General features: G+C 59.1%; 26 protein-coding genes, 1 tRNA gene and 1 pseudogene. 12 read left to right on the forward strand and 16 right to left on the reverse strand.

Translation table 11 applies throughout. From position 1 onward, the window contains the following. The first annotated feature begins 58 nt into the window (after positions 1 to 58). Positions 59 to 1363 (forward strand): glycolate oxidase subunit GlcF, encoded by a 1305-nt coding sequence (glcF, locus tag RG540_RS01605; RefSeq protein ID WP_038583937.1) that lies wholly within the window; start codon positions 59 to 61, stop codon positions 1361 to 1363. A 59-nt stretch (positions 1364 to 1422) separates the two neighbouring features. Here glcF and RG540_RS01610 read toward each other — a convergent pair whose 3' ends face one another. The 3 genes from RG540_RS01610 to RG540_RS01620 all read right to left on the reverse strand — a co-directional run bounded on the left by RG540_RS01610 (position 1423) and on the right by RG540_RS01620 (position 3939). Further along, positions 1423 to 2142 carry an outer membrane protein gene (locus RG540_RS01610; RefSeq protein ID WP_038583940.1) on the reverse strand — a complete coding sequence of 240 codons (720 nt, stop codon included), beginning with the start codon at positions 2140 to 2142 and terminating at the stop codon, positions 1423 to 1425. 182 nt (positions 2143 to 2324) lie between these two features. Further along, entirely contained in the window at positions 2325 to 3017 is a 693-nt protein-coding gene (locus tag RG540_RS01615; RefSeq protein ID WP_038583942.1) for a L,D-transpeptidase, read from the reverse strand. Positions 3018 to 3165: 148 nt separating this feature from the next. After that, on the reverse strand, positions 3166 to 3939 hold the full coding sequence (locus RG540_RS01620; RefSeq protein ID WP_038592834.1) for a L,D-transpeptidase: 774 nt from the start codon (positions 3937 to 3939) through the stop codon (positions 3166 to 3168). Positions 3940 to 4183: 244 nt separating this feature from the next. On the opposite strand from RG540_RS01620, the gene RG540_RS01625 reads away from it, so the two are divergent. Beyond that, positions 4184 to 4813: a DNA-3-methyladenine glycosylase I gene (locus RG540_RS01625; RefSeq protein WP_038583945.1), complete on the forward strand. Its 630-nt coding sequence runs from the start codon at positions 4184 to 4186 to the stop codon at positions 4811 to 4813. Here the strand turns inward: RG540_RS01625 and RG540_RS01630 are convergent. The 6 genes from RG540_RS01630 to relB all read right to left on the reverse strand — a co-directional run bounded on the left by RG540_RS01630 (position 4800) and on the right by relB (position 7672). Continuing rightward, positions 4800 to 5504, reverse strand: a complete 705-nt coding sequence (locus RG540_RS01630; RefSeq protein WP_038592837.1) for an HAD family hydrolase — start codon at positions 5502 to 5504, stop codon at positions 4800 to 4802. The two genes, RG540_RS01625 and RG540_RS01630, sit on opposite strands and share 14 nt — an antisense overlap. A gap of 87 nt (positions 5505 to 5591) precedes the next feature. Continuing rightward, on the reverse strand, positions 5592 to 5963 hold the full coding sequence (copM, locus tag RG540_RS01635) for a CopM family metallochaperone (protein WP_038583947.1): 372 nt from the start codon (positions 5961 to 5963) through the stop codon (positions 5592 to 5594). 57 nt (positions 5964 to 6020) lie between these two features. Then, positions 6021 to 6386, reverse strand: coding sequence for a hypothetical protein (locus RG540_RS01640; RefSeq protein ID WP_038583950.1), 366 nt, complete (start codon positions 6384 to 6386; stop codon positions 6021 to 6023). Between the two features lie 46 nt (positions 6387 to 6432). Continuing rightward, positions 6433 to 7185 (reverse strand): hypothetical protein, encoded by a 753-nt coding sequence (locus RG540_RS01645; RefSeq protein ID WP_038583953.1) that lies wholly within the window; start codon positions 7183 to 7185, stop codon positions 6433 to 6435. 3 nt (positions 7186 to 7188) lie between these two features. Next, positions 7189 to 7458 carry a type II toxin-antitoxin system RelE family toxin gene (locus RG540_RS01650; RefSeq protein WP_038583955.1) on the reverse strand — a complete coding sequence of 90 codons (270 nt, stop codon included), beginning with the start codon at positions 7456 to 7458 and terminating at the stop codon, positions 7189 to 7191. After that, positions 7442 to 7672, reverse strand: a complete 231-nt coding sequence (relB, locus tag RG540_RS01655) for a type II toxin-antitoxin system RelB family antitoxin (protein ID WP_038583958.1) — start codon at positions 7670 to 7672, stop codon at positions 7442 to 7444. The genes RG540_RS01650 and relB overlap by 17 nt, the downstream gene beginning before the upstream one ends. 144 nt (positions 7673 to 7816) lie before the next feature. Between relB and hisS the strand changes: the two genes are divergently transcribed. From hisS to RG540_RS01675, 4 genes are all read left to right on the forward strand, one after another. After that, the gene (gene hisS, locus RG540_RS01660; RefSeq protein ID WP_038583961.1) at positions 7817 to 9388 is read left to right on the forward strand and encodes a histidine--tRNA ligase; all 1572 of its coding nucleotides are present in this window, start codon (positions 7817 to 7819) and stop codon (positions 9386 to 9388) included. 198 nt (positions 9389 to 9586) lie between these two features. Further along, positions 9587 to 10708 (forward strand): ATP phosphoribosyltransferase regulatory subunit, encoded by a 1122-nt coding sequence (locus tag RG540_RS01665; protein WP_038583964.1) that lies wholly within the window; start codon positions 9587 to 9589, stop codon positions 10706 to 10708. Then, positions 10705 to 11403: an ATP phosphoribosyltransferase gene (gene hisG / locus RG540_RS01670; protein WP_038583967.1), complete on the forward strand. Its 699-nt coding sequence runs from the start codon at positions 10705 to 10707 to the stop codon at positions 11401 to 11403. The genes RG540_RS01665 and hisG overlap by 4 nt, the downstream gene beginning before the upstream one ends. Before the next feature lie 22 nt (positions 11404 to 11425). Next, positions 11426 to 11830, forward strand: coding sequence for a GFA family protein (locus RG540_RS01675; protein WP_037085509.1), 405 nt, complete (start codon positions 11426 to 11428; stop codon positions 11828 to 11830). Between the two features lie 65 nt (positions 11831 to 11895). Here the strand turns inward: RG540_RS01675 and RG540_RS01680 are convergent, their stop codons facing one another. From RG540_RS01680 to RG540_RS01690, 3 genes are all read right to left on the reverse strand, one after another. Further along, positions 11896 to 12345 (reverse strand): DoxX family protein, encoded by a 450-nt coding sequence (locus tag RG540_RS01680; RefSeq protein WP_038583970.1) that lies wholly within the window; start codon positions 12343 to 12345, stop codon positions 11896 to 11898. Positions 12346 to 12489: 144 nt separating this feature from the next. Continuing rightward, entirely contained in the window at positions 12490 to 14031 is a 1542-nt protein-coding gene (locus RG540_RS01685) for a cation:proton antiporter (RefSeq protein WP_038583973.1), read from the reverse strand. Positions 14032 to 14208: 177 nt separating this feature from the next. Further along, entirely contained in the window at positions 14209 to 14724 is a 516-nt protein-coding gene (locus RG540_RS01690; protein ID WP_038583976.1) for a disulfide bond formation protein B, read from the reverse strand. A gap of 288 nt (positions 14725 to 15012) precedes the next feature. On the opposite strand from RG540_RS01690, the gene RG540_RS01695 reads away from it, so the two are divergent. The 3 genes from RG540_RS01695 to RG540_RS33080 all read left to right on the forward strand — a co-directional run bounded on the left by RG540_RS01695 (position 15013) and on the right by RG540_RS33080 (position 17429). Then, a tRNA-Arg gene (locus RG540_RS01695) sits at positions 15013 to 15089 on the forward strand. An 898-nt stretch (positions 15090 to 15987) separates the two neighbouring features. Continuing rightward, the gene (locus RG540_RS01700) at positions 15988 to 16599 is read left to right on the forward strand and encodes a hypothetical protein (RefSeq protein WP_038583979.1); all 612 of its coding nucleotides are present in this window, start codon (positions 15988 to 15990) and stop codon (positions 16597 to 16599) included. Continuing rightward, complete coding sequence (locus RG540_RS33080; protein ID WP_038583982.1) at positions 16599 to 17429, forward strand: hypothetical protein; 831 nt, start codon at positions 16599 to 16601, stop codon at positions 17427 to 17429. Before RG540_RS01700 ends, RG540_RS33080 begins: the two co-directional genes overlap by 1 nt. Before the next feature lie 144 nt (positions 17430 to 17573). Here the strand turns inward: RG540_RS33080 and RG540_RS33570 are convergent. The 4 genes and pseudogenes from RG540_RS33570 to RG540_RS31015 all read right to left on the reverse strand — a co-directional run. Next, positions 17574 to 17939: pseudogene (locus RG540_RS33570) on the reverse strand (TniQ family protein); the annotation flags it as partial. Further along, positions 17936 to 18916, reverse strand: a complete 981-nt coding sequence (locus RG540_RS01710; RefSeq protein WP_038583985.1) for an ATP-binding protein — start codon at positions 18914 to 18916, stop codon at positions 17936 to 17938. The gene RG540_RS01710 and the pseudogene RG540_RS33570, both read right to left, overlap by 4 nt. Beyond that, positions 18909 to 21215, reverse strand: coding sequence for a Mu transposase C-terminal domain-containing protein (locus RG540_RS01715; protein WP_157884557.1), 2307 nt, complete (start codon positions 21213 to 21215; stop codon positions 18909 to 18911). The genes RG540_RS01710 and RG540_RS01715 overlap by 8 nt, the downstream gene beginning before the upstream one ends. Positions 21216 to 21299: 84 nt before the next feature. Continuing rightward, positions 21300 to 21992, reverse strand: coding sequence for a PDDEXK family nuclease (locus RG540_RS31015; protein WP_051909211.1), 693 nt, complete (start codon positions 21990 to 21992; stop codon positions 21300 to 21302). 566 nt (positions 21993 to 22558) lie between these two features. Between RG540_RS31015 and RG540_RS01725 the strand changes: the two genes are divergently transcribed. From RG540_RS01725 to RG540_RS01735, 3 genes are read left to right on the forward strand one after another with little or no spacing between them, the layout of a single operon-like run. After that, positions 22559 to 23773, forward strand: coding sequence for a hypothetical protein (locus tag RG540_RS01725; protein ID WP_038583991.1), 1215 nt, complete (start codon positions 22559 to 22561; stop codon positions 23771 to 23773). After that, the gene (locus tag RG540_RS01730; protein WP_038583993.1) at positions 23770 to 24216 is read left to right on the forward strand and encodes a three component ABC system middle component; all 447 of its coding nucleotides are present in this window, start codon (positions 23770 to 23772) and stop codon (positions 24214 to 24216) included. Before RG540_RS01725 ends, RG540_RS01730 begins: the two co-directional genes overlap by 4 nt. After that, complete coding sequence (locus RG540_RS01735) at positions 24213 to 26054, forward strand: DUF3732 domain-containing protein (RefSeq protein ID WP_038583996.1); 1842 nt, start codon at positions 24213 to 24215, stop codon at positions 26052 to 26054. Before RG540_RS01730 ends, RG540_RS01735 begins: the two co-directional genes overlap by 4 nt. The last annotated feature ends 28 nt before the right edge of the window (positions 26055 to 26082 follow it).

A 26082-nucleotide genomic window follows, 5' to 3' on the forward strand; every position in this document is an offset into this window, starting at 1 on the left:
CAGAGGGGGGCTGGCAGAACGCGGAGCGATCGGCGGAAATGCGGGGGATATCCATTAAATGCAAACCAACTTCACCCTCGCTCAGCTTGCCGACCCGCATGTGGCCGAATCCGAGCAGATCCTCCGCCGTTGTGTCCATTGCGGCTTCTGCACTGCCACCTGTCCCACCTATGTGACACTCGGCAACGAACTCGACAGCCCGCGCGGCCGTATCTACCTGATCAAGGACATGCTGGAAAACGGCAGGCCGGCGGATGAGGAAGTGGTTACCCATATCGACCGCTGTCTCTCCTGCCTTGCCTGCGTCACCACCTGTCCCTCCGGCGTCGACTACATGCATCTGGTCGACCATGCCCGCATCCATATCGAAAACACCTACCGGCGCCCGCTGATCGACCGCTTGATCCGCAGCCTGCTTGCGGCCGTGCTGCCCTATCCTGCCCGCTTCCGCACGGCACTCGGCCTTGCAAGGCTCGGCCGACCCTTCGCGCCGCTCCTGAAGCGGGTCCCGGCGCTAAGGCCGCTGGGAGCGATGCTGGATCTCGCGCCGAAATCCGCCGCCAAGGCGTCTCATTCGGTGCAGCCCGGCACACGGGAGCCTGATGCCGAAAAGCGCGGCCGTGTCGCGATCCTGTCGGGCTGTGCCCAGCCTGTACTTGATCCGGGTATCAACGACGCAACGCTGCGGCTTCTCGCCCGATTCGGTGTCGAAGTCGTGGTGCCGGAGGGCGAGGGCTGCTGTGGGGCGCTCGTCCATCATATGGGCCGCGAGGAGCAGGCGCTCGATTTTGCCCGCCGCAATGTCGATGTCTGGACGCGCGAGATCGACAATGGTGGCCTCGATGCGATCATCATCACCGCGTCGGGCTGCGGCACGACGATCAAGGATTACGGCCACATGCTTCGCCTCGATCCGGCCTATGCGGACAAGGCGGCAAGGGTCTCGAGCCTTGCCAGGGACATTACTGAATATCTGTCGATGCTCGACCTGCCGAGGCTGGAGCCGAAGCGGCTCAACGTCGCCTATCACTCCGCCTGTTCGATGCAGCACGGCCAGAAGATCACCATGGCGCCCAAGAATCTCCTGAAGGCGGCGGGCTTTACCGTCCGCGATCCGGGGGAGGGGCATCTCTGCTGCGGTTCGGCCGGCACCTACAATATCCTGCAGCCGGAAATCTCGGAGCAGTTGAAGGCCCGCAAGGTCAGGAATATCGAGGCCACCAAGGCGGACGTGATCGCCACCGGCAATATCGGCTGCATCACCCAGATCGCCTCCGGCACCACAATCCCGATCCTGCACACGGTGGAGCTTCTGGACTGGGCCTATGGCGGGCCGAAGCCGGAAAAGATCCAGGCCAGATAAAAAGACCCAATAAAAAAGCCGGCGATTTCGCCGGCTTTTTTCGTCAAAGGCCCGAAGCCTTAGAACTTGTAGGAGACGCCAAGGTTGATGGCATGCGTCAGGATGTTGGTCTTCAGCGAAGCGCCGCTGTCGATATCCACATCCACGAACGAGTAGTTGCCCTTGTATTCGGCAAACATCGACCACTTTTCGGTTAGCTGGTACTTCACGCCGGCCTGGGCCTGGATCGTCGCGCCACCGAATTGATATTCGAAGGTACGGCCGGAAGCGCGGGTCACTTCGACATGCGGCACGTTGATACCGACGCCGGCGCCGACATAAGGCGTCCACCGGCTGCCCTCGATCGGGAACTTGTAGAGCGCGTTGACCGTCAGGAGGTTGAGGCCGTCGGTAAATTCGAAGACGCTCCAGCCGCCGGCCTTGGCCATCGTTTCATCGTCGGCATAAACCTTGGCGTGGGTGTAATCGAGCGAAACGCCCCAGTTCGAGAGGGCACCGCCGTCGAACCAGTAGGTGCCGCGGACACCCCAGTAGGGCGGCATCTGGAAGGGATTGGTATCCCAGCCGGCAGCAAAATCCGGTCCGTCGGACACGTCCACATGGGAATGCGGCGCGAATTCGTAGCCGCCGTAAACGGAAACTTCAAATCCTCCGGTGCTGACGGGGGCGACATAGGCGGGATTGGCCGGGGTCAGGTCGGCCGCTTGAGCCGGAGCAATATAAGCAAGACCAGCGGTGAGAAGCGTGGATGCGAAGGCGAAGGAAAGAATTTTGCGCATGAATCAGCCTGCAGGGAGGGACGTTGGCTCTTTGATGACTCAATGTTTAGCGGCGGATGCATCGCCGGTCTGTGCTTTTTTTGCACCAGTCGCCGACGAAGCTAAGCCAGTTATGGTTAACGAAACCTAAACCCATGAAAAAGAGCGGCTTTCGCCGCTCTTCCGGAACTTTGCTTGATGGTTCAACCGCCGAAAATAGTGGCGAAAATGTCGATCCCGCGATCTTCGAAATCGACTTTCCCCTGCCGGTTGCCGGGGCCGATGACGATCACCTTGGTGCCGATGTCGGCGCGCGAATAAAGATGCTCGACATCCTTGTTCATCATGCGGATGCAGCCGGACGACATGTTGAGGCCGATCGTCCAGGGCTGGTTGGTGCCGTGGATGCGGAAGATCGTGTCGCGGCCGCCCTTGTAGAGATACATGGCGCGGGCGCCGAGCGGGTTGTCGATGCCGCCTTCCTGCACGGCCGGCAGAATACGGCCGGCGCGACGTTCGCGAACGCGCATCTCGGCCGGCGGCGTCCAGGAGGGCCATTCCGCCTTGCGGCCGACATTGACGACGCCCGACCAGCCGAACCCTTCACGCCCGACGCCGATGCCGTAGCGGGTCGCCCGGTTGGGGCCTTCGATATAGTAGAGGAACTTGTTGTTGGTATCGATGATGATCGTGCCGGGCTTTTCGGTCGAAGAGAAGCGTACCATGCGGCGCTTGAATTCTTCCGGCACTTCCCGCGGTATCGCGATCAGCGTCACGTCGCTTGCCGGGCGTTCGATAAACGGCACTGCCGGGCTGATTGCGCTCGCATGCCCGGCGGTAAAGAAGATCACGCCAGCCATCCCCATGGCTATCGCAAGGGTCTTGCCTGTCCTCATTCCCATATCCTCTCCGATGTGTTTGAGCGGCAAAAACTAGCCGACTCGGGCATCAAAGCAAGCAGGGACAGGTCTAATAAAGAACATGTGATGGCAAAAAGGCGGCGGGACTGTGTCTCCGCCGCCTCACCTTTGGCATTTGCCGGCATTACATGACGATGACCTTGGTGCCGATGTTCACCCGTTCGTAAAGATCCGTCACATCTTCGTTGCGCATGCGGATGCAACCGGAAGAGACGGCACTGCCGATCGACCAGGGGGCGTTGGTGCCGTGGATGCGGTAGAGCGTCGAGCCGAGATACATGGCGCGGGCGCCGAGCGGGTTTTCTGGTCCGCCGTCCATGCGTGCCGGCAGATAGTGGCCCTTGACAGCTTCGCGCTGGATCATTTCGGACGGCGGCGTCCAGTCCGGCCATTCGGACTTGCGGGTCACCCGGTGCTCGCCGGCCCATTCGAAGCCTGGTTTGCCGACGCCGACGCCGTAACGGCGAGCCTGGCCACTGCCCATCACCAGATAGAGGAAGCGGTTATTGGTATCGATGACGATCGTGCCGGCCTTTTCCTTGCTGTCGTAGGCGACCGTCTGCGGCAGGAACTGCGGTTCGATCTGGCCGCGGATCGGCTGCGGCCGCATCGCTACCGGCTCGGCCGGCGAGCGGTCGAAGATGCCGCGGCGAACCATCGGCTGCTGCTCGCGCTGCTGGTAGGCTTCACGTTGTTGGTAGACCGGGCGCGGCTGGGCAGCCTGGCGCGGATAGACGACCGGGCGGCCGTTCGGGCCGGCAAGCTGCATCACCCACGGGGCTGCAAGATCGGGGCTGACGACCACGGGCGGGCGCTCGCGATAACGGTCTTGGGCAAGGGCAGCGGTACTGAAAAAGGCGGCAGCAAGGCCGAAGGCCAGGAAAAGGGTTTTCTTCATGATCGGATCCACACGTTACAAATCACCGACCGGACGCCCCTCAAACACTTGGATAATTTGGCGTCGGTGTTGACGAACATGGTGACCGCGAGGTGAAAGCGAATGGTAAACGGGTGGAACATTCAAAGCCGGCCGGCCTATAAACCTTTTGGCAGGGTTACCGCCCGGTTTTGAAACATGGTTGACCAATGTTAAAGCCGGCGCAAAGCCGGTTAACCAAAAGGTTTGCAGCAAGGGAGCGTGAATGGAAAAGGCGGGGATCATCGTCGGCGAAGACGGCAAGGGGCGTTGCGCCTGGCATGGCGGTCTCGAAGACTACCGGCGTTATCACGACGAGGAATGGGGTCGGCCGGTGATCGACGATATCCGCCTGTTCGAGAAGATCTGCCTCGAAGGGTTCCAGTCCGGCCTGTCCTGGCTGACGATCTTGAGGAAACGCGAGAATTTCCGCGCCGCCTTCGCCGGTTTCGATTTCGAAAAAATCGCGCAGTTCGGCGAGGAGGATATCGCCCGCTGCCTGGCCGATGCCGGCATCATCCGCCATCGCGGCAAGATCGTCTCGACCATCAACAATGCCGCCCGCGCCATCGAACTCAAGAGCGAGTACGGCTCGCTCGCCAAGTTCTTCTGGAGCTTCGAGCCGGGCCCGCATCTGCGTCCGGCGGTGATGGACCTTGCCACGCTCCGGGCCAACCCAACCACGCCGGTCTCCGTACAACTGTCGAAGGCCCTGAAGAAGCGCGGCTGGACCTTCGTCGGCCCGACCACCGTCTACGCCTTCATGCAGGCCATGGGCATGGTCAACGACCATCTCGAAGGGTGCTTCTGCCAGCGCGAGGTCGATGAACTGAGATTGAAATTCAGGCGGCCGTGATTTTCTGGAGGATCGAGGGCAACTCGCCGAGATGTTCGATCTGGTGGAAGCGCGGCGCTGTGGTCGGCGCGTCCACATGTTCCAGGATCCAGGTCAGCGCATGCGGCACGAACACGCCGTAGCTTCCCGCCGCAATCGCCGGCACGATATCGGATTTCAGCGAGTTGCCGACCATCATCGCCCGTTCCGGCCCGTCGGCTACCTTGGAAAAGATGCGGCGATAGGTGGTGGCGGTCTTCTCGCTGACGATCTCGACCGCATCGAAGAAATCGCCGAGACCGGATTGCGCGAGCTTGCGTTCCTGGTCGAACAGGTCCCCCTTGGTGATCAGCACCAGCAGATATTCGCCGTTCAGGGTTTCCAGCGTCTCTTCCACATGCGGCAGGGTTTCGACCGGATGGCGCAGCAGGTCGCGGCCGATATCGAGGATCTCGCTGATCGTCCTGGTCGGCACCTTGCCGTTGGTGATTTCGATCGCCGTCTCGATCATCGACAGGGTGAACCCTTTGATGCCGAAGCCGTAATGGGAAAGATTGCGCTTTTCCGCTTCGAGCAGTCGCTCGGCAATATGCGCACCTTCGGCGAATTCACCGAGCAGCCGGGCGAAGTGTTCCTCCGTCAGCCGGTAATATTGTTCGTTCTGCCAGAGCGTATCGTCGGCATCGAAGCCGATAGCGGTAATCGGGCGCATGGATCTGCCTCCACCCGCTGATATGGCGAAAAAGAAAGCGCCGGGCAAGACGAAAGCCTGCCCGGCGCCGATCTGCATCAGGGCTTGTTACTTGCCGTGCGCCTTCAACCAGGCCTGCATGTCGGCGATTTCAGCCTCCTGCGCCTTGATGACGGCTTCAGCCAGCTTGCGGATTTCCGGATCCTTGCCGTGGGCAAGTTCGACCTTGGCCATGTCGATTGCGCCCCGGTGATGCGGGATCATGCTGCGCACGAAATCCGCATCCGTATCACCGGAATACTGGATTGCCATGTCCTTGTGCATCCTGGCATTCGCATCTTCGAATCCCTTGGTGGAGGGGCTGCCGCCTGTCGGCGTGCCCATCTTGGAGTGGTCCATTCCCTTCATCTCCTGCGCGGCGAGCGAGCCGGTCATGAGAGCGGAGAGGGCGGCGGTCATGAGAATGATTTTTGCAGACATAGGGTTTCCTTTTCCGTGTCCGACAGAATTTTGATGATGACGTGGATTTTAATTACGTCAGCCTCGGGGAGGCGGCGTTAGCGGCGCCGTTGTCGGAGAGGCGAGCGCCTGCTCGATGGCCGGCGAGGGGTAGGCATGGGCGAACCGGCCATCGTCGCCGATCGCCAGTTCCGGCGGCAGCGTCAGGCAGGCGGCGCAGAAGGGCGTCACGCAGGTCTTGCCGCCATGCGGGCAGGGTGGCTGCGATGATCCATGGGAATGCCCCGTCTTCTCCGTCTCGGTCGCCTTGCCATGGTCGCGATGTTGCGAATGATCCTGCATGACCGGTGGGTTCGCCGCGGGCACGTAAGGCATGCCGACGGCCGGCATGGCCCCGTAAAGGAGCCAGGCAAAGAACATCAGGATGGCGGCAAGGCGTGACATGATTCTGAATCTACGGTCGTCCTCGCGGAAATCAACCGCGCGGACATCACAAGGCGATGACATCGTGCACCGCCTGATACACCTTGCTGAGTTCGCCATAAGGCGCGACCGGCCAGGTCCACGCCCGTTTCGCCGCCGGCGCCGGCACGCCGCAGAGCAGATCGGCCTCTTCCAGAACTTGCCCCGCCCGATCGGCGACGCGATAGGCGGTGTCGGTGATCAGAGCCGTTTTGCAGGGCAGTGCTTTGAGGCCGTCGAGATGCGCCCGCACCAGTCGCTGCAAGATTTCCTCGCGCGCGGGGCTGTTCTCGGCCTCCAGCCGGCGTTTCGATCCGACACCGATCTGCGACAGGATATTGGCCGAGACGACGAGATCGAGATACGGCACCTGCCGCAGGAACGACAGCGGCTCGGGATCTTTGGTTGCGACCGCATCGTCGAAGCCGGAGAGGTCGCGCGAAATCAGCCGGACATTCGCGAACCGCTTCCCCTTCAGCCGCATCCGCACGCTCGCCAGATGCACGAGGTCGACCAGCACCACCGTATCGAATTTTTCCGAAAGATCGACGATCGGCACGTCCCGTAGCAGGCCCGAACCCAGCACGACGCAGGTCCGCCGCTGCTTCATTCCAGCCACCGTCTCGCGAATGAAGGTCCTGCAGTTCTCCTCATGCGCCGCCCAATCCTTCGCACACCGCCCGGCCCGCGACCAGAGGCTGACCGATGAGCGGATGAAGGGACGGAATTTCTTCGGCGTGACTAGCGAGGTCGCGGCGTATTGGATGGCTTCGGTGAGCATGAGTTAGCGATAGACCTCGCGGCGATGGCCGATCTCGATCACCAGCACGACAAGTCGCTGGTCCTGGATGTCGCAGATGATCCGGTAGTCGCCGACGCGGTAACGCCAATATCCGCCGAGGGCGTGTCCTTTCAGCGCGTCGCCCAACTCTCTGGGGTTTTCGTGGGTCGCAAGGCGTTCTTCAAGAAAGGAAATGATGCGCGCAGCATCCCGTTTTGCGAGGCGGCCCAATTGCTTTTCCGCGCTCGCCCGAAGCTCAATCGTCCAAGCCAAGGCGGAGCTTCACTTCTTCCAGAGTATAGGTCGGCTCACCATCGCGAATGCGCTCCATGGCGGCTTCGGCGAGTGCGATGTCGTGGAGGTCTTCCAGATGCTGTTCGATCAGATCCAGAACATACGCGTCGGTTTTAGCACCGGCCTTGGCCGCATGCTCTGTAATCGCCTCATGCATCTCTTCCGGCATTTCGATCGTGACGCGCTTGTTCATGGCCTTTGCCCTTTCGCCGTTACAATATATAGCATCGCGCCTGCGTCTTCACCAGACGCCGCCCTTGCCGCTCAGGCCTCTATCCTCTAAGAAACCGCACACAAATCCGGCCTCTTCGGGGCCTTTGGCAATGGAATTTCGATCATGAACGACAAGAGCAAAAAGCCGCAGAAACTGAAAGCCCGCCTGCCGCGCGGCTTCGTCGATCGTTCCGCCGCCGATATCCACGCCACCAACGAGATGACCGCGAAGATCCGCGAGGTCTACGAGCGCTACGGTTTCGATCCGGTCGAGACGCCGCTGTTCGAATATACCGATGCGCTCGGAAAATTCCTGCCCGACAGCGACCGCCCGAACGAGGGCGTGTTCTCGCTGCAGGACGACGACGACCAGTGGATGAGCCTGCGCTACGACCTGACGGCGCCGCTCGCCCGCCATGTCGCGGAAAATTTCAACGAGATCCAGCTGCCGTTCCGCACCTATCGCGCCGGTTATGTCTTCCGCAACGAGAAGCCGGGCCCGGGCCGTTTCCGCCAGTTCATGCAGTTCGACGCCGATACGGTCGGCGCACCGGGCGTCCAGGCGGATGCCGAAATGTGCATGATGATGGCCGATACGATGGAAGCGCTCGGCATCAAGCGCGGCGACTATGTGATCCGGGTCAACAACCGCAAGGTTCTGGACGGGGTGATGGAGGCAATTGGGCTTGGGGGCGAGGAGAATGCGGGGCGGCGACTGACGGTACTGCGCGCCATCGACAAGCTCGACAAGTTCGGCATTGAAGGCGTGCGTCTGTTGCTCGGGGAAGGCCGTAAGGATGAGTCCGGCGACTTCACCAAGGGTGCGGGGCTCAAACAAATGCACATTGATTACATTGCAAGTTTGTTCTTGGAAACGAAAGATAGCGAATCGATTAAGCAGGTCCAATCTTCAGAAGAAGCCCGACGGTCGATGATGTTGCCGTTGCAAGGCGTACTTGGAGGAAACAAGCAAAACGAGACATACCTGAACGGTATCGATGAGCTGCTTAGCCTTGAGAGTTTGGTCACAGCTGCTGGTTATGGGCCGGAGCGCGTACTTATCGACATGTCTGTTGTCCGCGGTCTCGAATACTACACCGGGATGGTCTACGAAGCCGAACTCACCTTCGACGTCACCAACGAAAAGGGCGAAAAGGTCGTCTTTGGCTCGGTCGGGGGCGGCGGGCGCTACGATGGCCTCGTCTCGCGCTTCATGGGCCAGCCGGTCCCGGCGACGGGTTTCTCAATCGGCGTTTCCCGCCTGATGACGGCGCTGAAGAACCTCGGCAAGCTCGGCCAGGACGAGGTGATCGCCCCGGTTCTGGTCACCGTCATGGATGGCGATGTCGAGAGCATGGGGCGCTACCAGCGCTTCACCCAGGCGCTGCGCAACGAAGGCATCCGTGCCGAAATGTACCAGGGCAACTGGAAGAAGTTCGGCAACCAGCTGAAATATGCCGACCGCCGCGGCTGCCCGATCGCCATCATCCAGGGCGGCGACGAGCGTGCCCAGGGCGTCGTGCAGTTGAAGGACCTGATCGAAGGCAAGCGCCTTTCCGGCGAGATCGAGGACAATGCGAGCTGGCGCGAGGCGCGTGTGGCCCAGGAAACCGTTCCCGAGGCGGATCTGGTGGCCAAGGTGAAGGAGATTCTGGCGGCTCAGGCGGAGGATCGGAAAAGGGCGGGCAATGCGTGAGCTCTACCCCCCTCTGTCCTGCCGGACATCTCCCCCACAAGGGGGGAGATCGGCTGGGCTACTGCTCACCACTCCCTATCTAACGTGGCGTCCTTCGCAGCGCTCCTTCGGGCGCGTCGGTCATGCCGCTTGTGATCTCCCCCCTTGTGGGGGAGATGCCCGGCAGGGCAGAGGGGGGTATTCCTGGGGAGCAATCCCATGCCCCTGATCGACATGCCCGACTTCTCCACCGACCTCCTCGCCGAATTCGCTGCCCGTCGCACCGAGCGGGTCAACACGCCGGTCATCCAGCCGGCCGAACCCTTCCTCGACATGGCCGGCGAGGATCTGCGCCGCCGCATCTTTCTCACCGAAAGCGAGACCGGCGCCAATCTCTGCCTGCGTCCGGAATTCACCATTCCGGTCTGCCTGCGCCACATCGAAACCGCCACCGGCACGCCAAAACGGTATTCCTATCTCGGCGAAGTCTTCCGCCAGCGCCGCGAGGGTTCCCACGAATTCTACCAGGCCGGCATCGAGGATCTCGGCGACAAGGATATCGCCAGTTCCGACGCCCGCGCCATCGGCGACGCGACCGGCATCCTGAAAGCGCTGCTGCCCGGCCGCAAGCTCGCGCTCACGCTTGGCGACCAGGCGGTGTTCGAGGCGGTCGTCAAGGCGCTCGGCCTGCCGTTCGGCTGGCAGCGGCGGCTGATCCACGCGTTCGGCGACATGGCCCATCTCGAAGCGCTGCTGGAACGGCTCGCCCGGCCGCAGCCGGTCACCGGCCTCGATCCGGAGATCGCCGAACTGATCGCTTCGGACAACGAGGAGGATCTCGTGGCCCGCATCGACCGCACCATGCAGGAAACCGGTTATTCCACCAATGCCAGCCGTTCGCCGACCGAGATCGCGAGACGGCTCAAGGAAAAGCTGGAACTGGCCGAAACTCGGCTCGACGGCACCGCGTTGCTGCTGCTGCGCGAATTCCTGACGCTGCAATTGCCGCTCGCCGAAGCACCGGCCGCGCTCGCTGGTTTTGCCGATGCCGCCGGCCTGAAGCTCGGGGACGCGGTTTCCCGCTTCGACGCCCGTCTGGCGGCTCTCGCCAATGCCGGTGCCGATCTCTCCGCCATGACCTATCGCGCCGCCTTCGGCCGTCCGCTCGATTATTATACCGGCCTCGTCTTCGAGGTCACCGAGGTCGGTTCGTCCGCGGTGCTTGCCGGCGGCGGCCGGTTCGACCGGCTGCTGACGCTGCTCGGCGCCAGGGAGCATATTCCGGCGGTCGGTTTCTCGCTCTGGCTCGACCGGATTGAAGCCGCGAGGGCACTGAGATGAGCACGATCACCATCGCTCTGCCCTCCAAGGGCCGCATCAAGGAAGAGACAGCCGAGGTCTTCGAGCGCGCCGGGCTTGCCATTTCCGCGGTCGGCAACGACCGTTCCTATCGTGGCCGGATCGAGGGCATGGAAGGCGTCGAGATCGCCTATCTCTCGGCCTCCGAGATTGCTCGCGAGCTTGCGAGCGGCGCCGTCGATTTCGGCGTCACTGGCGAAGACCTGGTGCGCGAAGGCATGGCCGGCGCGGACGGACGCGTGGAATTCTGCGCCCGCCTCGGCTTCGGCCAGGCGGATGTGGTCGTCGCCGTGCCGGAAATCTGGCTCGACGTCGAAACCATGGCCGACCTTGGCGACGTGGCGGCGGATTTTCGCGCCCGCCATGGTCGCCGTCTCCAGATTGCCACGAAATACTGGCGGCTCACCCAGCAGTTCTTTTCGAGCCAGCACGGCATCCAGCTCTACCGCATCGTCGAAAGCCTCGGCGCCACCGAGGGAGCGCCGGCTGCCGGCCAGGCGGATATCATCGTCGATATCACCTCGACGGGTTCGACGCTCCGGGCCAACCACCTGAAGATCCTGTCGGATGGCGTGATCCTGAAATCCGAGGCCTGCCTGGTCAGGGCCCGCAAGCGGGCTCACGAGCAGGATCCGCGGGTCGCCAGGATCGTGGAGGCAGTCCGCGCCGCGCTCTGAGTTTTGAAGAGGAGGAAGCACGATGCACGTGACCGGTCGATGCCATTGCGGCTATGTGACCTATGAGGCCGAACTCGATCCGAAGCGGATCAGTATCTGCCATTGCACCGATTGCCAGACGCTGAGCGGCTCGCCCTTTCGCGTCACCGCCGTCGTCCCGGAAAGCGATCTGAAGCTTACCGGGCACGAGCCAAAGCTCTATCGCAAGGTGGCCGAGAGCGGCCGCGTCCGCCAGCAGTATTTCTGCCCCGAATGCGGCTCGCCGCTTTTCGTCAATGGCGAAGGTGAGGCGGCCAGGATCTGGGGCATCCGCTGGGGCAGTATCGACCAGCGGGCGGAGTTGAAGCCGCAGCGCCAGATATGGTGTCGCTCGGCCGTTTCCTGGCTGCCCGAAATGAGCGAACTGCCGACCGTCCAGACCGATTGAGATCAAAAAAATACCCGCCGGACTTTTCATCCGGCGGGCAGTCTTGGGCAGGGAATTTCGAAAGCTTAGGCAGCGATTGCGACAGAACCACGGCGGGCGTCGACAGAAAATGCACCGGCGCCGGCGGCGGCGAGCGCCAGGAATCCACCGGCAATCGTCAGGTTCTTCATCATCATCAGGCTGTTAAACACCGTCAGCAGGCCGTTGGCTGCCTCCGGAAAGCCCGGGACATTGATGGCGCCGGAATGGAAGACGAATGCGGTGAAGACCGAAAAGAGCGCAAGCAGTATTGCTGCGATGCGGGTCTGGAAGCCGGTCAGCACGGCAAGGCCGGTGACCAGTTCGAAAAGGCCTGCGACATAGGCGAGCAGCGTGGCGGCGGGAAGGCCGGCACCGGTGATCATGCCGGCGGTGCCGGCGGGATCGACGAGCTTCTGGAAACCGGACATGACGAACATGCCGGCCAAAAGAACGCGGCCGACGAGAAGCAGGGAATTGGTGGCTGTGGTGGACATTTTCAGATCTCCGGATCGGTGTCTCTGGTTGGACACGCGGGTTGAATTCTCTGGGACCGTATGTGCCCCATTTCGCCCGTATCCGGAAGATGAACAATGATTGACAGTTCGTTCGATAAAAGGAGACGATATTGACTGGCGGGATCAGCTCTCCTCGATCCGGCGCGCATCTTCGGGCAGGACCGAAAGCTCGCGCCAGTCGATCTCTTCGAGCAGCAGATTGTATTCGTCGACATTGACCTTGTGCACCGAGCGAAGCTTTTCCAGCTCTTCCCGCTGCGCGGCAATCGCCTTCAAGGCCAGCCGCCGATAGGTCTCGAGAGAGTTGGCGTCCTCGATCCGGGAGGCGGCCTGCTGCTCGATGCGGAATTTGGAGCGCAGCAATTCGGCTTCCGTTTCGGTCGCACCGTCGAGCCTGGAAAGGCCGGCGAGCGCGATCTTGCCGCGTATGACGGCGAGTTCGCCATGCCCCTCGGCGCGTCGGTCGAGACCGAGCCACCGGATGATCGGGGTGAGTGTCAAGCCTTGGACGACGAGGGTTGCGAGCACCACCGAAAAAGCGGTCAGCACCACCACGTCGCGCTGCGGAAAGTCCATCGGCAGGGCAAAGGCGGTCGCAAGCGTCACCAGGCCGCGCATGCCGCACCAGCCGGCCAGCAGCGCCTGGGTCGTCGTCGCGGGTTCCGGCCTGCCGCGGCTGCGCTCGTGCCAGGCGGTGAGGCGATTGTAACCGACGCAGACCGCAAACCGCACGGCGATGACAATCATGATCGTCAGCAGTGAAAACTGGGCCGCATCCCAGAGGTGATCCGCCGGCATTCCGCCGACGATATCGCGAACCTGCATGCCCATCAGCAGGAAGGCCATGACGTTGAGAACGAACACGACGGCCGTCCAGACCGCGTAGGACTGCACCCGCATGCGCGCCGAGGACCGGGCTTCGCTGCTTCTCGCAAGCGTCATCGCGAAGGCAACGATGGCAAGCACCGCCGACAGGCCGAGCCGTTCGGCGAGGATCCACAGAAGAAAGGTCTGGACGAACTGCAGGAGGATGCCGCCGAGCGTGCCGGCGACGAACCGCGTGAGATGCCGGACCACCCAGGCGGCCAGGATGCCGAGCAGCAGACCGCCAGGCACGGCGACGGAAAGATGCAGCGCCACGCCCGCATCGAGACTGCCGGCCGATTGCACGGAGAGCGCCGCGTCGAAGATCAGCAGCGCGGCAGCATCGTTGAACAGGCTTTCGCCGCGAAGGACCGTATCGGTGGTGCGCGGGATCGACATCGACGACAGCACCGCCGTCGCGGCGGCGGCATCGGGCGGGGCGACGATCGCGCCGAGCACCAGCGCCGCTGCGATCGGCAATCCGGCCACGGTCCAGCCGACGAAGGCGACGGCAACCGCGGTCACGCATACACCGCCGATCGCAAACACCAGCAGCGGCAGCCAGAACCGGCGGGCAATCCCGATCGGAAAATCGAACGCCGCGTCGAGCAGCGCCGGCGCGATGAACAGCGCGAGCGCCGTTTCCGGGTCGAGCGAGATATACGGCGTGCCCGGCACCAGCGCGACCGCAGCGCCCGCCAGCGCCAGCATCGACGGGTAGGGCACGGAAAGCCGGCGCGAAATCTGCAGAAGCACGATCGCGACAAGCAGCAGGACGAGCAGGCTCTCGAAGAAGTTCATGCGGCGATCTTAGAGACCGCTGAAGCCTTTGTCAGCGGCAGGTTTGCGCAATTTTGTTCCAGACATCCGCGCGGACGCTGGCCCTGTGTTCGGGCCGATCGAGGCGACCGGCGCACCGGCGCGGAAACGGAAAGGGGCCCGGTGAACCGGGCCCCGGATCGTCCCACATCGGGTTGTTCAGGCCGCCTTTTTGGCGCCGACGAATGCGATGGCCGCCAGGATGACGCTGGCAATCACGTTCCAGCCGGCAAACGAGAGGCCGAGCACGCGAAGGGCTGCCTGCGTGCAGGATGGCCCGTGAACCGTGTTCAGGTCCGACAGCAGGCTGCCGGCATTGGTGGTGACGCCGGCCCCGCCGCCGCAGCTTGCCGGACCTTCCCAGAAGGCCCATTCGACGCCCGAGTGATAAACACCCATGCCGGCGCCGACCAGCATCATCACGCCGATGACGACCAGCAGCGCGCGGGTGACCCCGGCGGGCAGGCCGATCATCGAGACGACGATCGCCAGAATGCCGACCGGAATGCCGTAATAATAGGGATTGCGCTGCAGAAGGCAGAGCGCACAAGGGATATAGCCGCCGATATACTGGAAAGCGAGCGCCCCGCCGACCGTCGCCGCCATGCCGAGCGTCAGGACGATGGCGTAGCCTATGCCGACGCGGGACCGGGGTGTGGAAGCTGTCAGCGCCATGCGCCTCTCCTAAAATGGTTTCGACCGGCGGGGTGCCATGGCCTCACTTAGAGCAGATGCGGCTGCGCGGTAAGACAAATTATCTTGAATTGAAGACCGGGCTTTCCGGGGACAAGGCAACGGCCAGTGCCAGGACCATGGGATAAGGCTCGCCGGAAGCCGCGGGTGCCACAAATAGAACGTCGCCACCAGATGATTTGCATCCGCCGCAAATTGGCGATTGATGCCGGCAACATCCTGAGTTAAGAACCACCATCGGACGGAGACGAGTCATCGTCTTTCAGGTTAGCACCCGTAGCTCAGCTGGATAGAGTGTTGGATTCCGATTCCAAAGGTCACAGGTTCGAATCCTGTCGGGTGCGCCATTTTTCTCTCGTCTGCATCGCCACATAAGCGTGGACTGAACACCGCTAAGCGTGGATTTTGAACGCATAAGCGCGGACTGGGGAAAGCAGCCTGGAAACGCCGAAAGGCGTTTTGTGCGAACCTCCGCCAGTATGACGCCCCTCACCAGAAGTGAAATCAGGCTCTACTTCCCAAGACTGACACACGCGGCTGCGAGGTGACTTCCTCCACCGAGGACGCCACGCCACCTCTGGGCGAGCGCGATCAACTGCCGCAATCACGATGGCGCATGTGGAAACGATTGGCTAACCATCCGGCTCGGAATCAGGGCTTTCCGGCAGGGGATTTCTGTCTTCTCTTGCTACTCGCCTTACGTGCAGAAGCAGACACGGGCCGCCCAGGCGTTAAGACTGATACTTCAAGAAAGTTCACGGATGGAAGTCGAACCGATGGCCTCGGTGGCGCCGTCTGTCCTCCTGATGTATCCAATTCGAATCCGCCAAAGTAAAGAGACACTCGACTTGCCAAAGGCAATCTTTACTTAAGAATTAATTGTTAACGGCACTTCCGGCAAGGACTCCCGTGCTGTCAACAATTATGGAAAGCAAAGACTGGCATTGTGAGTGACATCCAGCTTCCGTCTCGCGTTGCTCATAGCGGCAAACTTTCGAAGACGTGGGATTCAAGTGATCCCACGCAGTTGAAGAGTAGGCGAGCACTTGTCATGTAAGTGTCGAGAAACAAGGCGATTTCTGCCCGTCTCGCGGTCCCGAAGGCAGTTCCCTCCTATAAAAGATCGCAGTATGCGTCGAATCTTGTGGAGTATTGTTGAAAGCAAGCACTCACTTCGCTGCGAAAGGGTGAGAACCGGATACGTTGGTTGCAGTGATTCGCCTCAATTAATCTAGCGAGAATTGCATGGCCAAGGGCACGACAGCAAAGACCGGGGGAACCTCCAAGATCCGTTTCATCATGGTCGAGGCAGAGATTGCCGATGGCGACATCGGGCAGATCACCCAGGCGATCCAGAACGCCCTGAAAACGTCGTCTCCGGTGACGACCCAGCGCATTGCCGGCCCCAGCGTCAAGGCCGTCGCTCGCGAGGCCGAGATCGACGCAGACGACGAAGTGGAAGAAGCGGAGGTCGTTGAGATCGAGACCACTGTGCGGGCGCCGAGGCCGAAGGTGCAGCGCGCCGCCAAGCCTGCTCCCGAGGTCCTCGAGCTTGATATGACTTCCGGCACGTCGCTCGCAAGCTACGTCCACGGGGCGAATCCCAAGAGCAACAACAAGCGTTACTTGCTGATTGCGGCCTGGTTCAAGGAGCACCGGGAGACACCGGCCGTGACGGCCGCCCATATCTACACTGGGTTTCGAACCCTGAAATGGCCTGTAAACATCCCGGACTTCGCGCAGCCCCTTCGCGATCTGAAGTTCGCGAAATACATGACCGCGCCCGAGAAAGGCCACTACGCCATCAACCACCTCGGCATCGCCGAGGTCGAGGCGATGCTCTCAGGCGGCGATTGATGCTCCTCGTCGATTTCGTGCAGCAGGTCGATGGATTCGACGCGCTCTCGCCGAAGGAAAAGATCAAGGTCTTCGGCTGGTATCTTCACGTCCACAAGGGGTTGGCCTCGTTCGACAACGAGGCCATTAGGACGTGCTTCAAGCAGCTTCATCTGACGTCGCCCGACGTATCGGTTTACTTGCCGCGTATGGCCTCCGCGAAGCCGCCGGAGCTTCTGAAGGAGCGGAGCAGATATCGTCTGGCGCGCAGCGTGCGTTCGGAACTCGACAAGAAGTATGGCGTGCATCAGACCGTGGTCCAGGTCAGCAAGCTTCTGTCCGATCTCCCGGACCGCGTGCCGGACATTGCCGAACGCGCCTTTCTGCGCGAAGCGCTGGCATGCTATCGGGCGGAGGCCTTCCGCGCCTGTATCGTCATGTCCTGGAACCTCGCCTTCGATCATCTCCTACGATGGATTCTTGCCGACACCACTCGCCTTGCGGACTTCAACGCGGCGATCCCGCGGCGTTTCCCAAAGAAGGTCGGCATCTCGGTATCGTCCATCGACCATTTCGAAGAGCTGAAGGAAGCGGAGGTCGTCGACGTCTGCCAGAATGCGTCGCTGTTCTCGAAGAACACCACCGAAATTCTTCGGGAAAAGCTCAAGAAGAGGAACATGGCGGCTCACCCCTCGCAGGTGGCTATCCAACAGTCTCAGGCTGACGACGTCATCACCGATCTGGTCAAGCACGGCACACAGTTCAACAGCGACGTACAGCGGCATCGTACCGAGATAGGTCTCACCGGTGCAGCCGAGCAGGCGACCCGTAAAGTACCGTTCATGGATTGAACTTTCGGGCGATTCCACGTCCGGCGCTTGAGGTTTTGCGAAAACATTCAGATCGAGCGCATCAAAATCCTCGGGAAGTTCGGCGAGAGGTTCTCCATGGTCAGGGCAGTTGGCGATCATATTCCAACGCCAAGTTGCACGCATATAAATGCGTGCATGCAGACGGCCGCTGCCGTTCTGAATGTCATCTGCAAAACAATGGGGGCAGTACCTGCGATGCGTACCCCGCAGTTGCGTGCGCTTCAACTGCGCCGAGCCGAACTCAACCATGACATCGGGCGTGATGGCAAACTTGCGCAGCCGGGCTTCCGAGACGCCGCTCCAACGAGCTACTGCATAGAGTTCATCGGAACCCATCGCGACGATACCGGCGCGACGGGTACCGGTGAAATCACAGAACTCTGCCAGCGAATGAAAGCCGTTTGCGCGCACAAGGCGAGCCACGAAGCTTTCGGCGGTCTCATCATCATGCGGCGTAATCTGGATGGGAAGGAGGCCAAATGCGGTCACTTACGCTTCCTCTTCTCATTCGGTTCATCCATGTCCGAGAGCGAGTGAGAGGGGTTGACGCTTTTCCAATCGCTAGCGGTAAAGGGATTGTCGGATTTCAGGCTGGCGCGACGCGTCTTGTAGGCGGCTGCAAAATCAGCGATCTCCACCGTCGGCCGCTTGCTGTCGAAAACCCGATAACAAGCTTGACGGGTGATTCCGATCATGGTCGCAAACGCGCCCTTTGACGCTACGATCAGTCTGCCCGTAAGCTCATCGTCTTCCGTCCACCCAATTTCAAGCCCCGCGTGCTCCTGCACGATTTTGCGGACTACCTTCTCCATCGCCTCGATGTTCTTGGCCGTCGGTTTGACGAGATCGAAACGTTGTACGTCTGCACGGTTGGCGATCTCATCACTATCCATGAAACGTCTCTGCGCGGGCATCCCTGACAGGATTAAGTGAAGGGGCCAGCCATCGATCTGGGTCAGGCTCTTTACGAAGTCCTGGACGTCCCTGATCGCCTCTTCCGTCTCCCCCGTGCTGACGTGCTGCATCTCATCAAGATGCAGGTAGAGAATCTCCCGCTCACGCAACTGCCGCTTGACCATGGACCACATATCAGCAGCACTCGAACGGGGCTTCGCATACAGGTTCCACCTTTCCAACACTGCGCCTGCCAGCGTCTTAGGCGAGCATGAATTTGGGCAGTTCAGAGACAGCAGTGGGTTTACCATATACCCGTGCTCGTTTTGGTAAGGCTGAAAGGCCTCCATATTCCCGAAAATTCGGGCGAGAGCGGTGCTCTTCCCAGTATCAGAAGCTCCTATTACGAGCAGGATACGCTCTTTGGAGCCCCCGCCCTTTTTGCACCGCTCGGCGTTTTTGGTGAGCTTCTCAACTTTCTCCAGAAGCTCCTTATCCTTGGGCTGCAAGATATATTGCAGCTCCATATGGAGTTTCCGGTCCTCAATCGACATGTCGCTGAAATCAGTCATTATAGTCTCCAAACTGGGAATCTTCGTCGTCTTCGCCGATATCCGTCGCGGCATCATCGACTGGAGGATCGATGCGGGGCTCCGGCGTGGCGGCCTTCTTTTTCGGGGACTTCGTAGCCAAGACTTCAGCGGGCAGCTCACCAACGGTACCTTGAAGCAATGGCGTTTCCTGAGGCGCAGGCGCTGCGAGACGTTCCAGATCACCCGCTTCTGCCTTGGTCATGGCGCGGCCTTCGAAGAGCTTCTCCGTGGCGCGAGACATTTCTTCGGCGCTGCGCGTATGCGGGGAAATTCCACTACGGAGAGCAGCGGCATCTACGACGCCGTGTACCCAGTTGATGCCGTCATACATGGTGGGTGCCGAACGCGCAGACCGCTCTGTGTTGAGGCGGTCCAGTTCCTTTTTCGCCAGGTACCACTCCTCAATGCAGATGTATGGAGGCATCCCAAGGCAGTTCTTGACAATCAACCATCCGTCTTCCGTCGAGACCGAGATGGATTCCAAATCGCGAGGATGGAAGCGAACCGGGAAAAGCTTCTTCGAGCCGTGCTTGCGACGATACGACTGCAACTCGTCGGAGTTATACGGAACGCCGTGAAGGATAATGCCCTCGCTCCGAATCGGCTTCTCCTTCTTCGTGCCAAAAATGTGGCGTTTCTCGTGACGACCAGGAACCGGACGCATGGGGTACGTCCGTTTCTTGAGTTCCCATGCCTCGTTAGGCGTCAACCCGTTCAACCGCGCGCTCGGCGTGTTAACAAACACGTCGCAAAGCCAGCGGATCACCACGACCATAAATTCATCGATAATGAGCGTCGCGTTGGCGACGGAGTCGTAGTCACGCCGTTCGACCACGTTAGAGAAGGTGCGGCCGTCGAAATAGGACATCAAGTCCTTCGCGAATGTCTTGAACAACGATTCAATGAACGGACGTTTCCATGCTTGGCCCGCCGGGGGGCGGGTCAAGGACACGCTGCTCATGAGGAAGGCGTCACGCGTGAGGTCGGCAATGTAAGGCGTGCCATTATCGGTGAACACGTTTTCCGGCCGGACCTTCGCAGTCCAGGAGGTCTTCGCACCGGCCAGGTCCGAAATGTGCGTCTTATCAGACATCACCATTTCGAGGGCTTCAACCACGGCGGACGCACACGGATTCCGAGTTCCCTTGAGAGCCAAAGGCATGCCGGTCGCTGCGTCAATGGCTCCCACAAACCACAGACGTTGTGGTTTGTCCGCGCTGGCCTGTTCGAGGATCGTTTGGAACCTCGCAGGAAGGAGCAACCAGGCCCCGGTTTCCTTCATGAGAGTGATGCCATCGACGTTCCAGTCGTCGAATTCTACCCGTTCGCCTGGACGCACAACGTCATAGGAATCCATCTTCGGCTTAAATACGGCATGCGCGTAAGCCTCGCCTTCGCGACCGGCAACCACGTCAAACGCTCGCAGTTCCTTAATCATATTTTCAAAGCGCTTACGCTTTACGAAAATGAGTTTCGGCTGGTCCCCACCGCGCGTTTTGTTTACTTCATGAATTCGTGCATTCGCAATTTTCCGCGCGTTGGACATGCCCCCCTTTCGCCGAGATGCAAATTCGGCTGCGGCCTGTCGCCAGATCGAGTAGCTCTCGGCGCATTCGACCTGCAGATGACGACGTTTAGGACCCTTTTGCTGAGGGATGAGGGCACGTACGTCGTCACCGCAGCTCTCATACAGCCTGATATAGTTGTTGAAACTGCGAAGCGTCGGCAGCTCGACCCCATTGGTCTTCTTACCGGCACGGCGCTTCCGAATTTTACCCGTCTGGGGGTTTGTGACCTTGTGTTTCAGCTGATATTCGGTGGTCCACTCAAACAGAAGTTCTTCCATCGAGCGCCCGCCCGGCATTTCCTCCGCCGGTTTCAAGCTACGCGGCACATGCTGCCCAACCTCGACACACCAAGCGCGGTACCTGTGGATGAGGTATTCATTGAAACGCCCGATAGCTACCGCTTCGGATTTGAAATCGTCGACGTTCTTGTCGCCGAAGCGTTGGTACGCCTTCCAGCCAACCTGGGTATGGAAACCAGGATAGAAATGCGCACGCCCTTCATCGATAGCGAGTTCAATTTCGCTGTGTGCGATGCGGCGATGCGCCAAGGGATCGTTCTCTTTGTAGAACAATGTATCCGTAGCGCTGTACGAGATTGCGATGAGCGGGGTGCCCTCATAAACAAAACGGTCGTTCGACCCCATCAAGGGGATCGAAGGTGCGTTCTCGCGGAAAATGCGCAGTTCAGGCTTGTTGGTATTGTTAGTCATGGTGTCCTCCTTGGACATAGCTTCGCCATGCTCCGAGACGGTGCTCGAAGTGGCAGGGGGATTGGGTTGTTGGCTAAGGGGTGGTTAGGTTTCGACCGTGAACCAGGTCAGCTCGTTAACGAGTTGCCCTGGTTCAGCCTTTAGGTGCCCAAGATCGATGAGCCGCCATATGGCGGTCGTTCGGGACGGTCGGTCGATACCAGGTGTGTACATCTGATAGAAGCACACCCTGGCCCTCCCGTGCTGCTGAAGCTCATCCAGCAGCACTCGGACGTGATGTTCGTAATCGTGATGGAGTTCCCGGTAGTACAGGATGCTCGCCGCGTTGCGCACGACGCACCAAGGCACGTCGAGTTCGGTCATCACGGTCAATTTGTCGAAGAGCGCGCGATACTCAGGAAGCATACCATCGAGAATGGCCTGAGCTTCCGCCCTTTTCGTCTCCTGCTTGACAGCCACCGCCTCCCAACGTCCGCTCTCATAGCGGACGCAGTAGTCGAGCGTATGTTTGTGCACCACGCCATCATTGTCGTAATATTCAACCGTCATGAACTGCGAACGCACTTCAACGACACCGCGACGGGCCTTGAGGACCGTGGCCGCTTTTTTTTCAGTGCCGCTTTCATGCTGCACCTCGCGATTCTTGAACACGGACGAACCGTTCGTGTTCAAGAGATGCTTGGGGGTTACGTTGCGGACACCCTCGTGACGCAGCGGTTCAACCCACAGCATCGGTTCGCCGTCAATGAGAATGGGGGAATTGGGATTGCTTACCATCGCGACGTACGCATCCCGACGATTGCGTCCTTATCCGCGCCCGATCCCGTGTCCTGGAACACTTCAAATCGGGAGCGAATGTCGTCTCCGGCACCGGAGCGCAATTCGTTCAGAATGGTACGTCGCACCAACACGTGGTGCAGCACATTTTTCGATGGGCGCATAGATACCTCCTAGGGCGCGCTGGGGCAGCCCATCGGAGGTGAGGACACGATGTCCTGACTTCAGATGGAGCTGAGGAAGGTCTTTCCTAGAATGACGATGCGTATCATCGTGGGGCTCCGTGTTTGAAACTGGGACGGAAGATAGTCAGCGGCGGTACCGGGTGTCTAGCGGGGGGAATCCGCTTGTTAGAAATGTGGTTAACGTAGTCTGTATTAGTCAACACTTTAGCAGAGCGAGGGCGTCCATTCCTCCTCAACGAGAAGGTCGGACGGCGAGTAGACTGGTTGCGTTGATTTGTGTGTAAGTTCCGGTTCCCGTTGTGAACACATTGAAGGAGCGATTTGCAGCTGCTAGATGTTGGTTCGACAACTTGGGGTTTTCGCGGATTCTGTAGGTAGGCCATGAACGAAAGGTCGCGTGTCGAGACGACTAGCGCAGAAGATAAATCAATTGGCTTCGACTACCAGTATTATTACTTTCTCAACGAGTTGCTGAATTTGAAGAGCGGCCAAGTTGTTGGCTTGGAAGTTTTGGATGATGTTCATGTTGAGCGTCCTGACGGCACCCACTTACTTGTTCAGCTGAAGCACACAGTTCAAAAAAACGTACAGGGTCGTCCTATTAACCTTACGACCATGGACGGTGATCTGTGGAAGTCGATTTCGAACTGGTGCAAGGTAATCATTGACCCGGCGGAGGGGCGTACTTCAGGGGCCTCTCAGGTTGCGTTTATTAAGAAGACCGGCTTCCTGTTAGCTTCGAACAAGTCCGACAACGACAAGAACGCCCTCCTGGTGTCAATCGATGCATTTAAGTCGGGAACCAAAACTCACGCTGCGCTCGTCGCCGATATCACGTTGATCAAGGCTACAAGCAAAGATGCGATCATCCAGGGCTACATCGACGACGTGCTCACGCTCGATCCCGCTGTGTCAGAGATGTTCTTTCAGCAGTTGTCGTTCGCTCTGGGTCAGGACGAAATCATCAATCTATGCAAGGCGTCCATCGCCGAAAAGCAGATACACCAGTCACGGATCGACGATGTCTTTAACGCCGTCGACTCCGAGGTGCGGCAAAATTCCTTCGCCACCGTCAAGGCGGGGAACAAGATCACAATCAGCTTTGACGAGTTCAACCAGAAGTACCGACGCCATTTCGACAAGGCGAGGAGCGGTGCTCTGCTTTTCAGGGAATTTCCGCCTGTTCTGCCGGACAATCTGTCCGAGCAGACGTTCATCAGGCAACTGGTGGATATCGAAGACATCGCTTCGGATAACATTGAGTTTCATACCAAGTTCACCACTAGGCGTCTGCACTTTCGCGATAACCTGGAACGCCTAATCCAAGACGGAGATATCACTCAATCCGATATCGACGATTTGGAGGAGGAGGCTGGCGTTATGTGGGAAGGCAAGTTCCTCCAGATTTATTCGGGTCAAGTGGCCGCTGTTGACGAGGGTGCATCCGCCCGTGCGATCCTCGGAGACTTACGCCTGAGAAAGCTCACGCTCGCTTCACAGGAGCTTCCGTTATCCATGAGCAACGGCGGATTCTACGATCTCTCTGATCGCCCGGTGATCGGCTGGCTGAGTAACTGGAAAGATCGCTACAAGTGAAGTTCAGCTCATACTACAATAACCTCGGGATCAACGCGTTTGCTATCTCTTCGGTGTTGAAAGAGGCAGAATTTCTATCGCTTCCCAAAATCGCGTTGATCCTGCCAGTTGTTGCGCATCGCGAAATGGTAAGTAAACTTGGCCACGGCAGGTTTCGCTTTGTAAGCTTTGAACAGTATCTGATCGATAACATCGAATATTTCTACAATTTCAATGAACGATACATGGCGTCGCTGACTCCGACAGTGAATGCTCTCCAATTTTTGTACGAAATTGGCGTAGTTCAACTGAAAGATCACGGGGCGGTGATCGCGTCTGCCTTACCCTTCGATGCGTCCATGGGCAAACGCGCCGAGCGCGTGCAGCGTGCGTCAGCCAACATAGCTGCCCTGGTCTCGGGTAATGCTGAAGTTTTCTACCTCAATGCGAGGATCGAGCTATGAAATTTTATATAGAAAGCCTCCAACTTTGGCTGAAGACCGGAAAAAGACGGTCGGTTTCGTTTCTGCCGAACAAAGTGAATGTGATTACCGGCGACAGCCACACCGGGAAGACGGCGATTTTGGACATCGTCGATTACTGCATGTTCGCGAGCAAGCATCGGATTTCAGAGAGCATAATCAACGAAAATGTTGGCTGGTACGGGCTGCGCATTCATTTGAATGAAAAAATCTATATGCTGGCGAGACGCGCGCCAGTGGGGACGACCCCATCACCCGATTACTACTTCTCTTCAACGGGAGAAGTGCCAGACACCGCGCCAAGCCCGAATATCAGCGAGAGCGTCTTGAAGAAGCTGTTGAGCGCTGATTTCGGTATCGATCAGGACGTCAGAATTCCCTTTGGCGGGAGGACACTGCAGGCCAATTCTCGGGTGTCGCTCCGATATTTCTTGCTCTTCAACACAATTTCACAAGACATCATCACGCATAGCGACCAGTTTTTCGACAAGCAGAACCAGGCTCGCTACCAAGAGGCGCTCCCACGCATATTCGATATTGCTGTGGGGATCGACACAGTCGAGAACATCCTGAAGCGAGAAAAGCGCGCAGAGTTGGAGCGTAGCCTTGCCCGGCAGCAAAAACTTTCGGCTAAAACGGAGGAAAAGCGCGAGCAGTTTAATGCTCAACTGGCCGAAACCGTCGCTCGGGCTAAAGGGTACGGGCTCGTTGCCGAGGATACAGACGCTGATGCTTCAGTCACCGCGTTGACGCGAATGGTGACCGAGAGGGAGAGTGGCCCCGACCTGCATGTATCGGCGAAATATGAAGAGATTTCCTCGGAGATATACCGAGTTTCTCGGAAGATTAGGGGGCTCCGCAGGTTCGTTTCGGAATATGGGAACCACAAGGCGACCCTCAAGGAAACAGCGGACAGCCTTCAGCCTGTTGAGCATCTGATGAGGAACTTTGAGGAGACGGTTCGAACATCGGTTTTCGACGACATCCTTAGAAACCTTTCCAAGGGTCTACAGGAGATCAAGGATGCCACTGCTCGAAAGACGCCGCTTGACGGCAATATCGCCGAAATTATCAAAGAGTTGGAATCTCAGCGCGGGAAGCTGGAAAAGGACCTTCAAGCCCTGCCTGCCGAGATGGAAAGCTTCGAGAGCGACAAAGATAAGTACATCTTCATCGGAGAAACGAAGGCCAAGCTTGAGCTGTATAGCGAACCAGAGTCAGACAACGCTCCAGACAACAGCGAGTTGATCGCAAGCCTAGAAGCTCAGATCGAAGACCTTGCTGTATCACCTGTCGAAGACCGGAAAGAGCTTTTTACCAGGGCCCTTGATGAGGCGATCCAAGATTACATCTCTTTGACGAAGGCAGCGCTCGGAAATTATGGCGATTATCGTTCCGCGTTCAACTATTCGGAAAAGAAGCTTCATCTGCGCAAGCCCAAAACAACTTCTACCGAGAACGTCGGTAGCAGTTCCAATCACATGTTCCTTCACCTGTTCCTGTTCCTGGGCCTGCATGAATTGATAATGCGGAACGACCGCATTCACGTTGCCCCGTTCCTGATTATCGATCAGTTCTCCAGACCGTACTGGGGTGAGGATGACGAGAAAGATGTCGACCAGAGCGATGTCGGAAAGGTGAAGTTGGCCCTGGAGCTTTTGGACCAGTTCATCACTACGGCAAATGGAATGGGCAAAGAGTTCCAGATGATCGTCTTCGAGCATATAAACCCGCGATATTGGGAGGGGCTGAAGAATGTTCACTTGGTCGAGATTTTCCGAGATGGAAACGCTCTCATCCCAGTTGCTTCTGGAGGATAGGGGATGGGACCGTCCAGTATCACACGAA

The sequence above is a fragment of the Neorhizobium galegae bv. orientalis str. HAMBI 540 genome (assembly GCF_000731315.1).
Lineage (GTDB): Bacteria > Pseudomonadota > Alphaproteobacteria > Rhizobiales > Rhizobiaceae > Neorhizobium > Neorhizobium galegae.

What these genes read in the sequence shown, in the direction of transcription:
- glcF (WP_038583937.1), top strand. Translation starts at nt 59, where the DNA reads ATGCAAACCAACTTCACCCTCGCTCAGCTTGCCGACCCGCATGTGGCC.
- RG540_RS01610 (WP_038583940.1), bottom strand. Translation starts at nt 2,142, where the DNA reads ATGCGCAAAATTCTTTCCTTCGCCTTCGCATCCACGCTTCTCACCGCT.
- RG540_RS01615 (WP_038583942.1), bottom strand. Translation starts at nt 3,017, where the DNA reads ATGAGGACAGGCAAGACCCTTGCGATAGCCATGGGGATGGCTGGCGTG.
- RG540_RS01620 (WP_038592834.1), bottom strand. Translation starts at nt 3,939, where the DNA reads ATGAAGAAAACCCTTTTCCTGGCCTTCGGCCTTGCTGCCGCCTTTTTC.
- RG540_RS01625 (WP_038583945.1), top strand. Translation starts at nt 4,184, where the DNA reads ATGGAAAAGGCGGGGATCATCGTCGGCGAAGACGGCAAGGGGCGTTGC.
- RG540_RS01630 (WP_038592837.1), bottom strand. Translation starts at nt 5,504, where the DNA reads ATGCGCCCGATTACCGCTATCGGCTTCGATGCCGACGATACGCTCTGG.
- copM (WP_038583947.1), bottom strand. Translation starts at nt 5,963, where the DNA reads ATGTCTGCAAAAATCATTCTCATGACCGCCGCCCTCTCCGCTCTCATG.
- RG540_RS01640 (WP_038583950.1), bottom strand. Translation starts at nt 6,386, where the DNA reads ATGTCACGCCTTGCCGCCATCCTGATGTTCTTTGCCTGGCTCCTTTAC.
- RG540_RS01645 (WP_038583953.1), bottom strand. Translation starts at nt 7,185, where the DNA reads ATGCTCACCGAAGCCATCCAATACGCCGCGACCTCGCTAGTCACGCCG.
- relB (WP_038583958.1), bottom strand. Translation starts at nt 7,672, where the DNA reads ATGAACAAGCGCGTCACGATCGAAATGCCGGAAGAGATGCATGAGGCG.
- hisS (WP_038583961.1), top strand. Translation starts at nt 7,817, where the DNA reads ATGAACGACAAGAGCAAAAAGCCGCAGAAACTGAAAGCCCGCCTGCCG.
- RG540_RS01665 (WP_038583964.1), top strand. Translation starts at nt 9,587, where the DNA reads ATGCCCCTGATCGACATGCCCGACTTCTCCACCGACCTCCTCGCCGAA.
- hisG (WP_038583967.1), top strand. Translation starts at nt 10,705, where the DNA reads ATGAGCACGATCACCATCGCTCTGCCCTCCAAGGGCCGCATCAAGGAA.
- RG540_RS01675 (WP_037085509.1), top strand. Translation starts at nt 11,426, where the DNA reads ATGCACGTGACCGGTCGATGCCATTGCGGCTATGTGACCTATGAGGCC.
- RG540_RS01680 (WP_038583970.1), bottom strand. Translation starts at nt 12,345, where the DNA reads ATGTCCACCACAGCCACCAATTCCCTGCTTCTCGTCGGCCGCGTTCTT.
- RG540_RS01685 (WP_038583973.1), bottom strand. Translation starts at nt 14,031, where the DNA reads ATGAACTTCTTCGAGAGCCTGCTCGTCCTGCTGCTTGTCGCGATCGTG.
- RG540_RS01690 (WP_038583976.1), bottom strand. Translation starts at nt 14,724, where the DNA reads ATGGCGCTGACAGCTTCCACACCCCGGTCCCGCGTCGGCATAGGCTAC.
- RG540_RS01700 (WP_038583979.1), top strand. Translation starts at nt 15,988, where the DNA reads ATGGCCAAGGGCACGACAGCAAAGACCGGGGGAACCTCCAAGATCCGT.
- RG540_RS33080 (WP_038583982.1), top strand. Translation starts at nt 16,599, where the DNA reads ATGCTCCTCGTCGATTTCGTGCAGCAGGTCGATGGATTCGACGCGCTC.
- RG540_RS01710 (WP_038583985.1), bottom strand. Translation starts at nt 18,916, where the DNA reads ATGACTGATTTCAGCGACATGTCGATTGAGGACCGGAAACTCCATATG.
- RG540_RS01715 (WP_157884557.1), bottom strand. Translation starts at nt 21,215, where the DNA reads ATGACTAACAATACCAACAAGCCTGAACTGCGCATTTTCCGCGAGAAC.
- RG540_RS31015 (WP_051909211.1), bottom strand. Translation starts at nt 21,992, where the DNA reads ATGGTAAGCAATCCCAATTCCCCCATTCTCATTGACGGCGAACCGATG.
- RG540_RS01725 (WP_038583991.1), top strand. Translation starts at nt 22,559, where the DNA reads ATGAACGAAAGGTCGCGTGTCGAGACGACTAGCGCAGAAGATAAATCA.
- RG540_RS01735 (WP_038583996.1), top strand. Translation starts at nt 24,213, where the DNA reads ATGAAATTTTATATAGAAAGCCTCCAACTTTGGCTGAAGACCGGAAAA.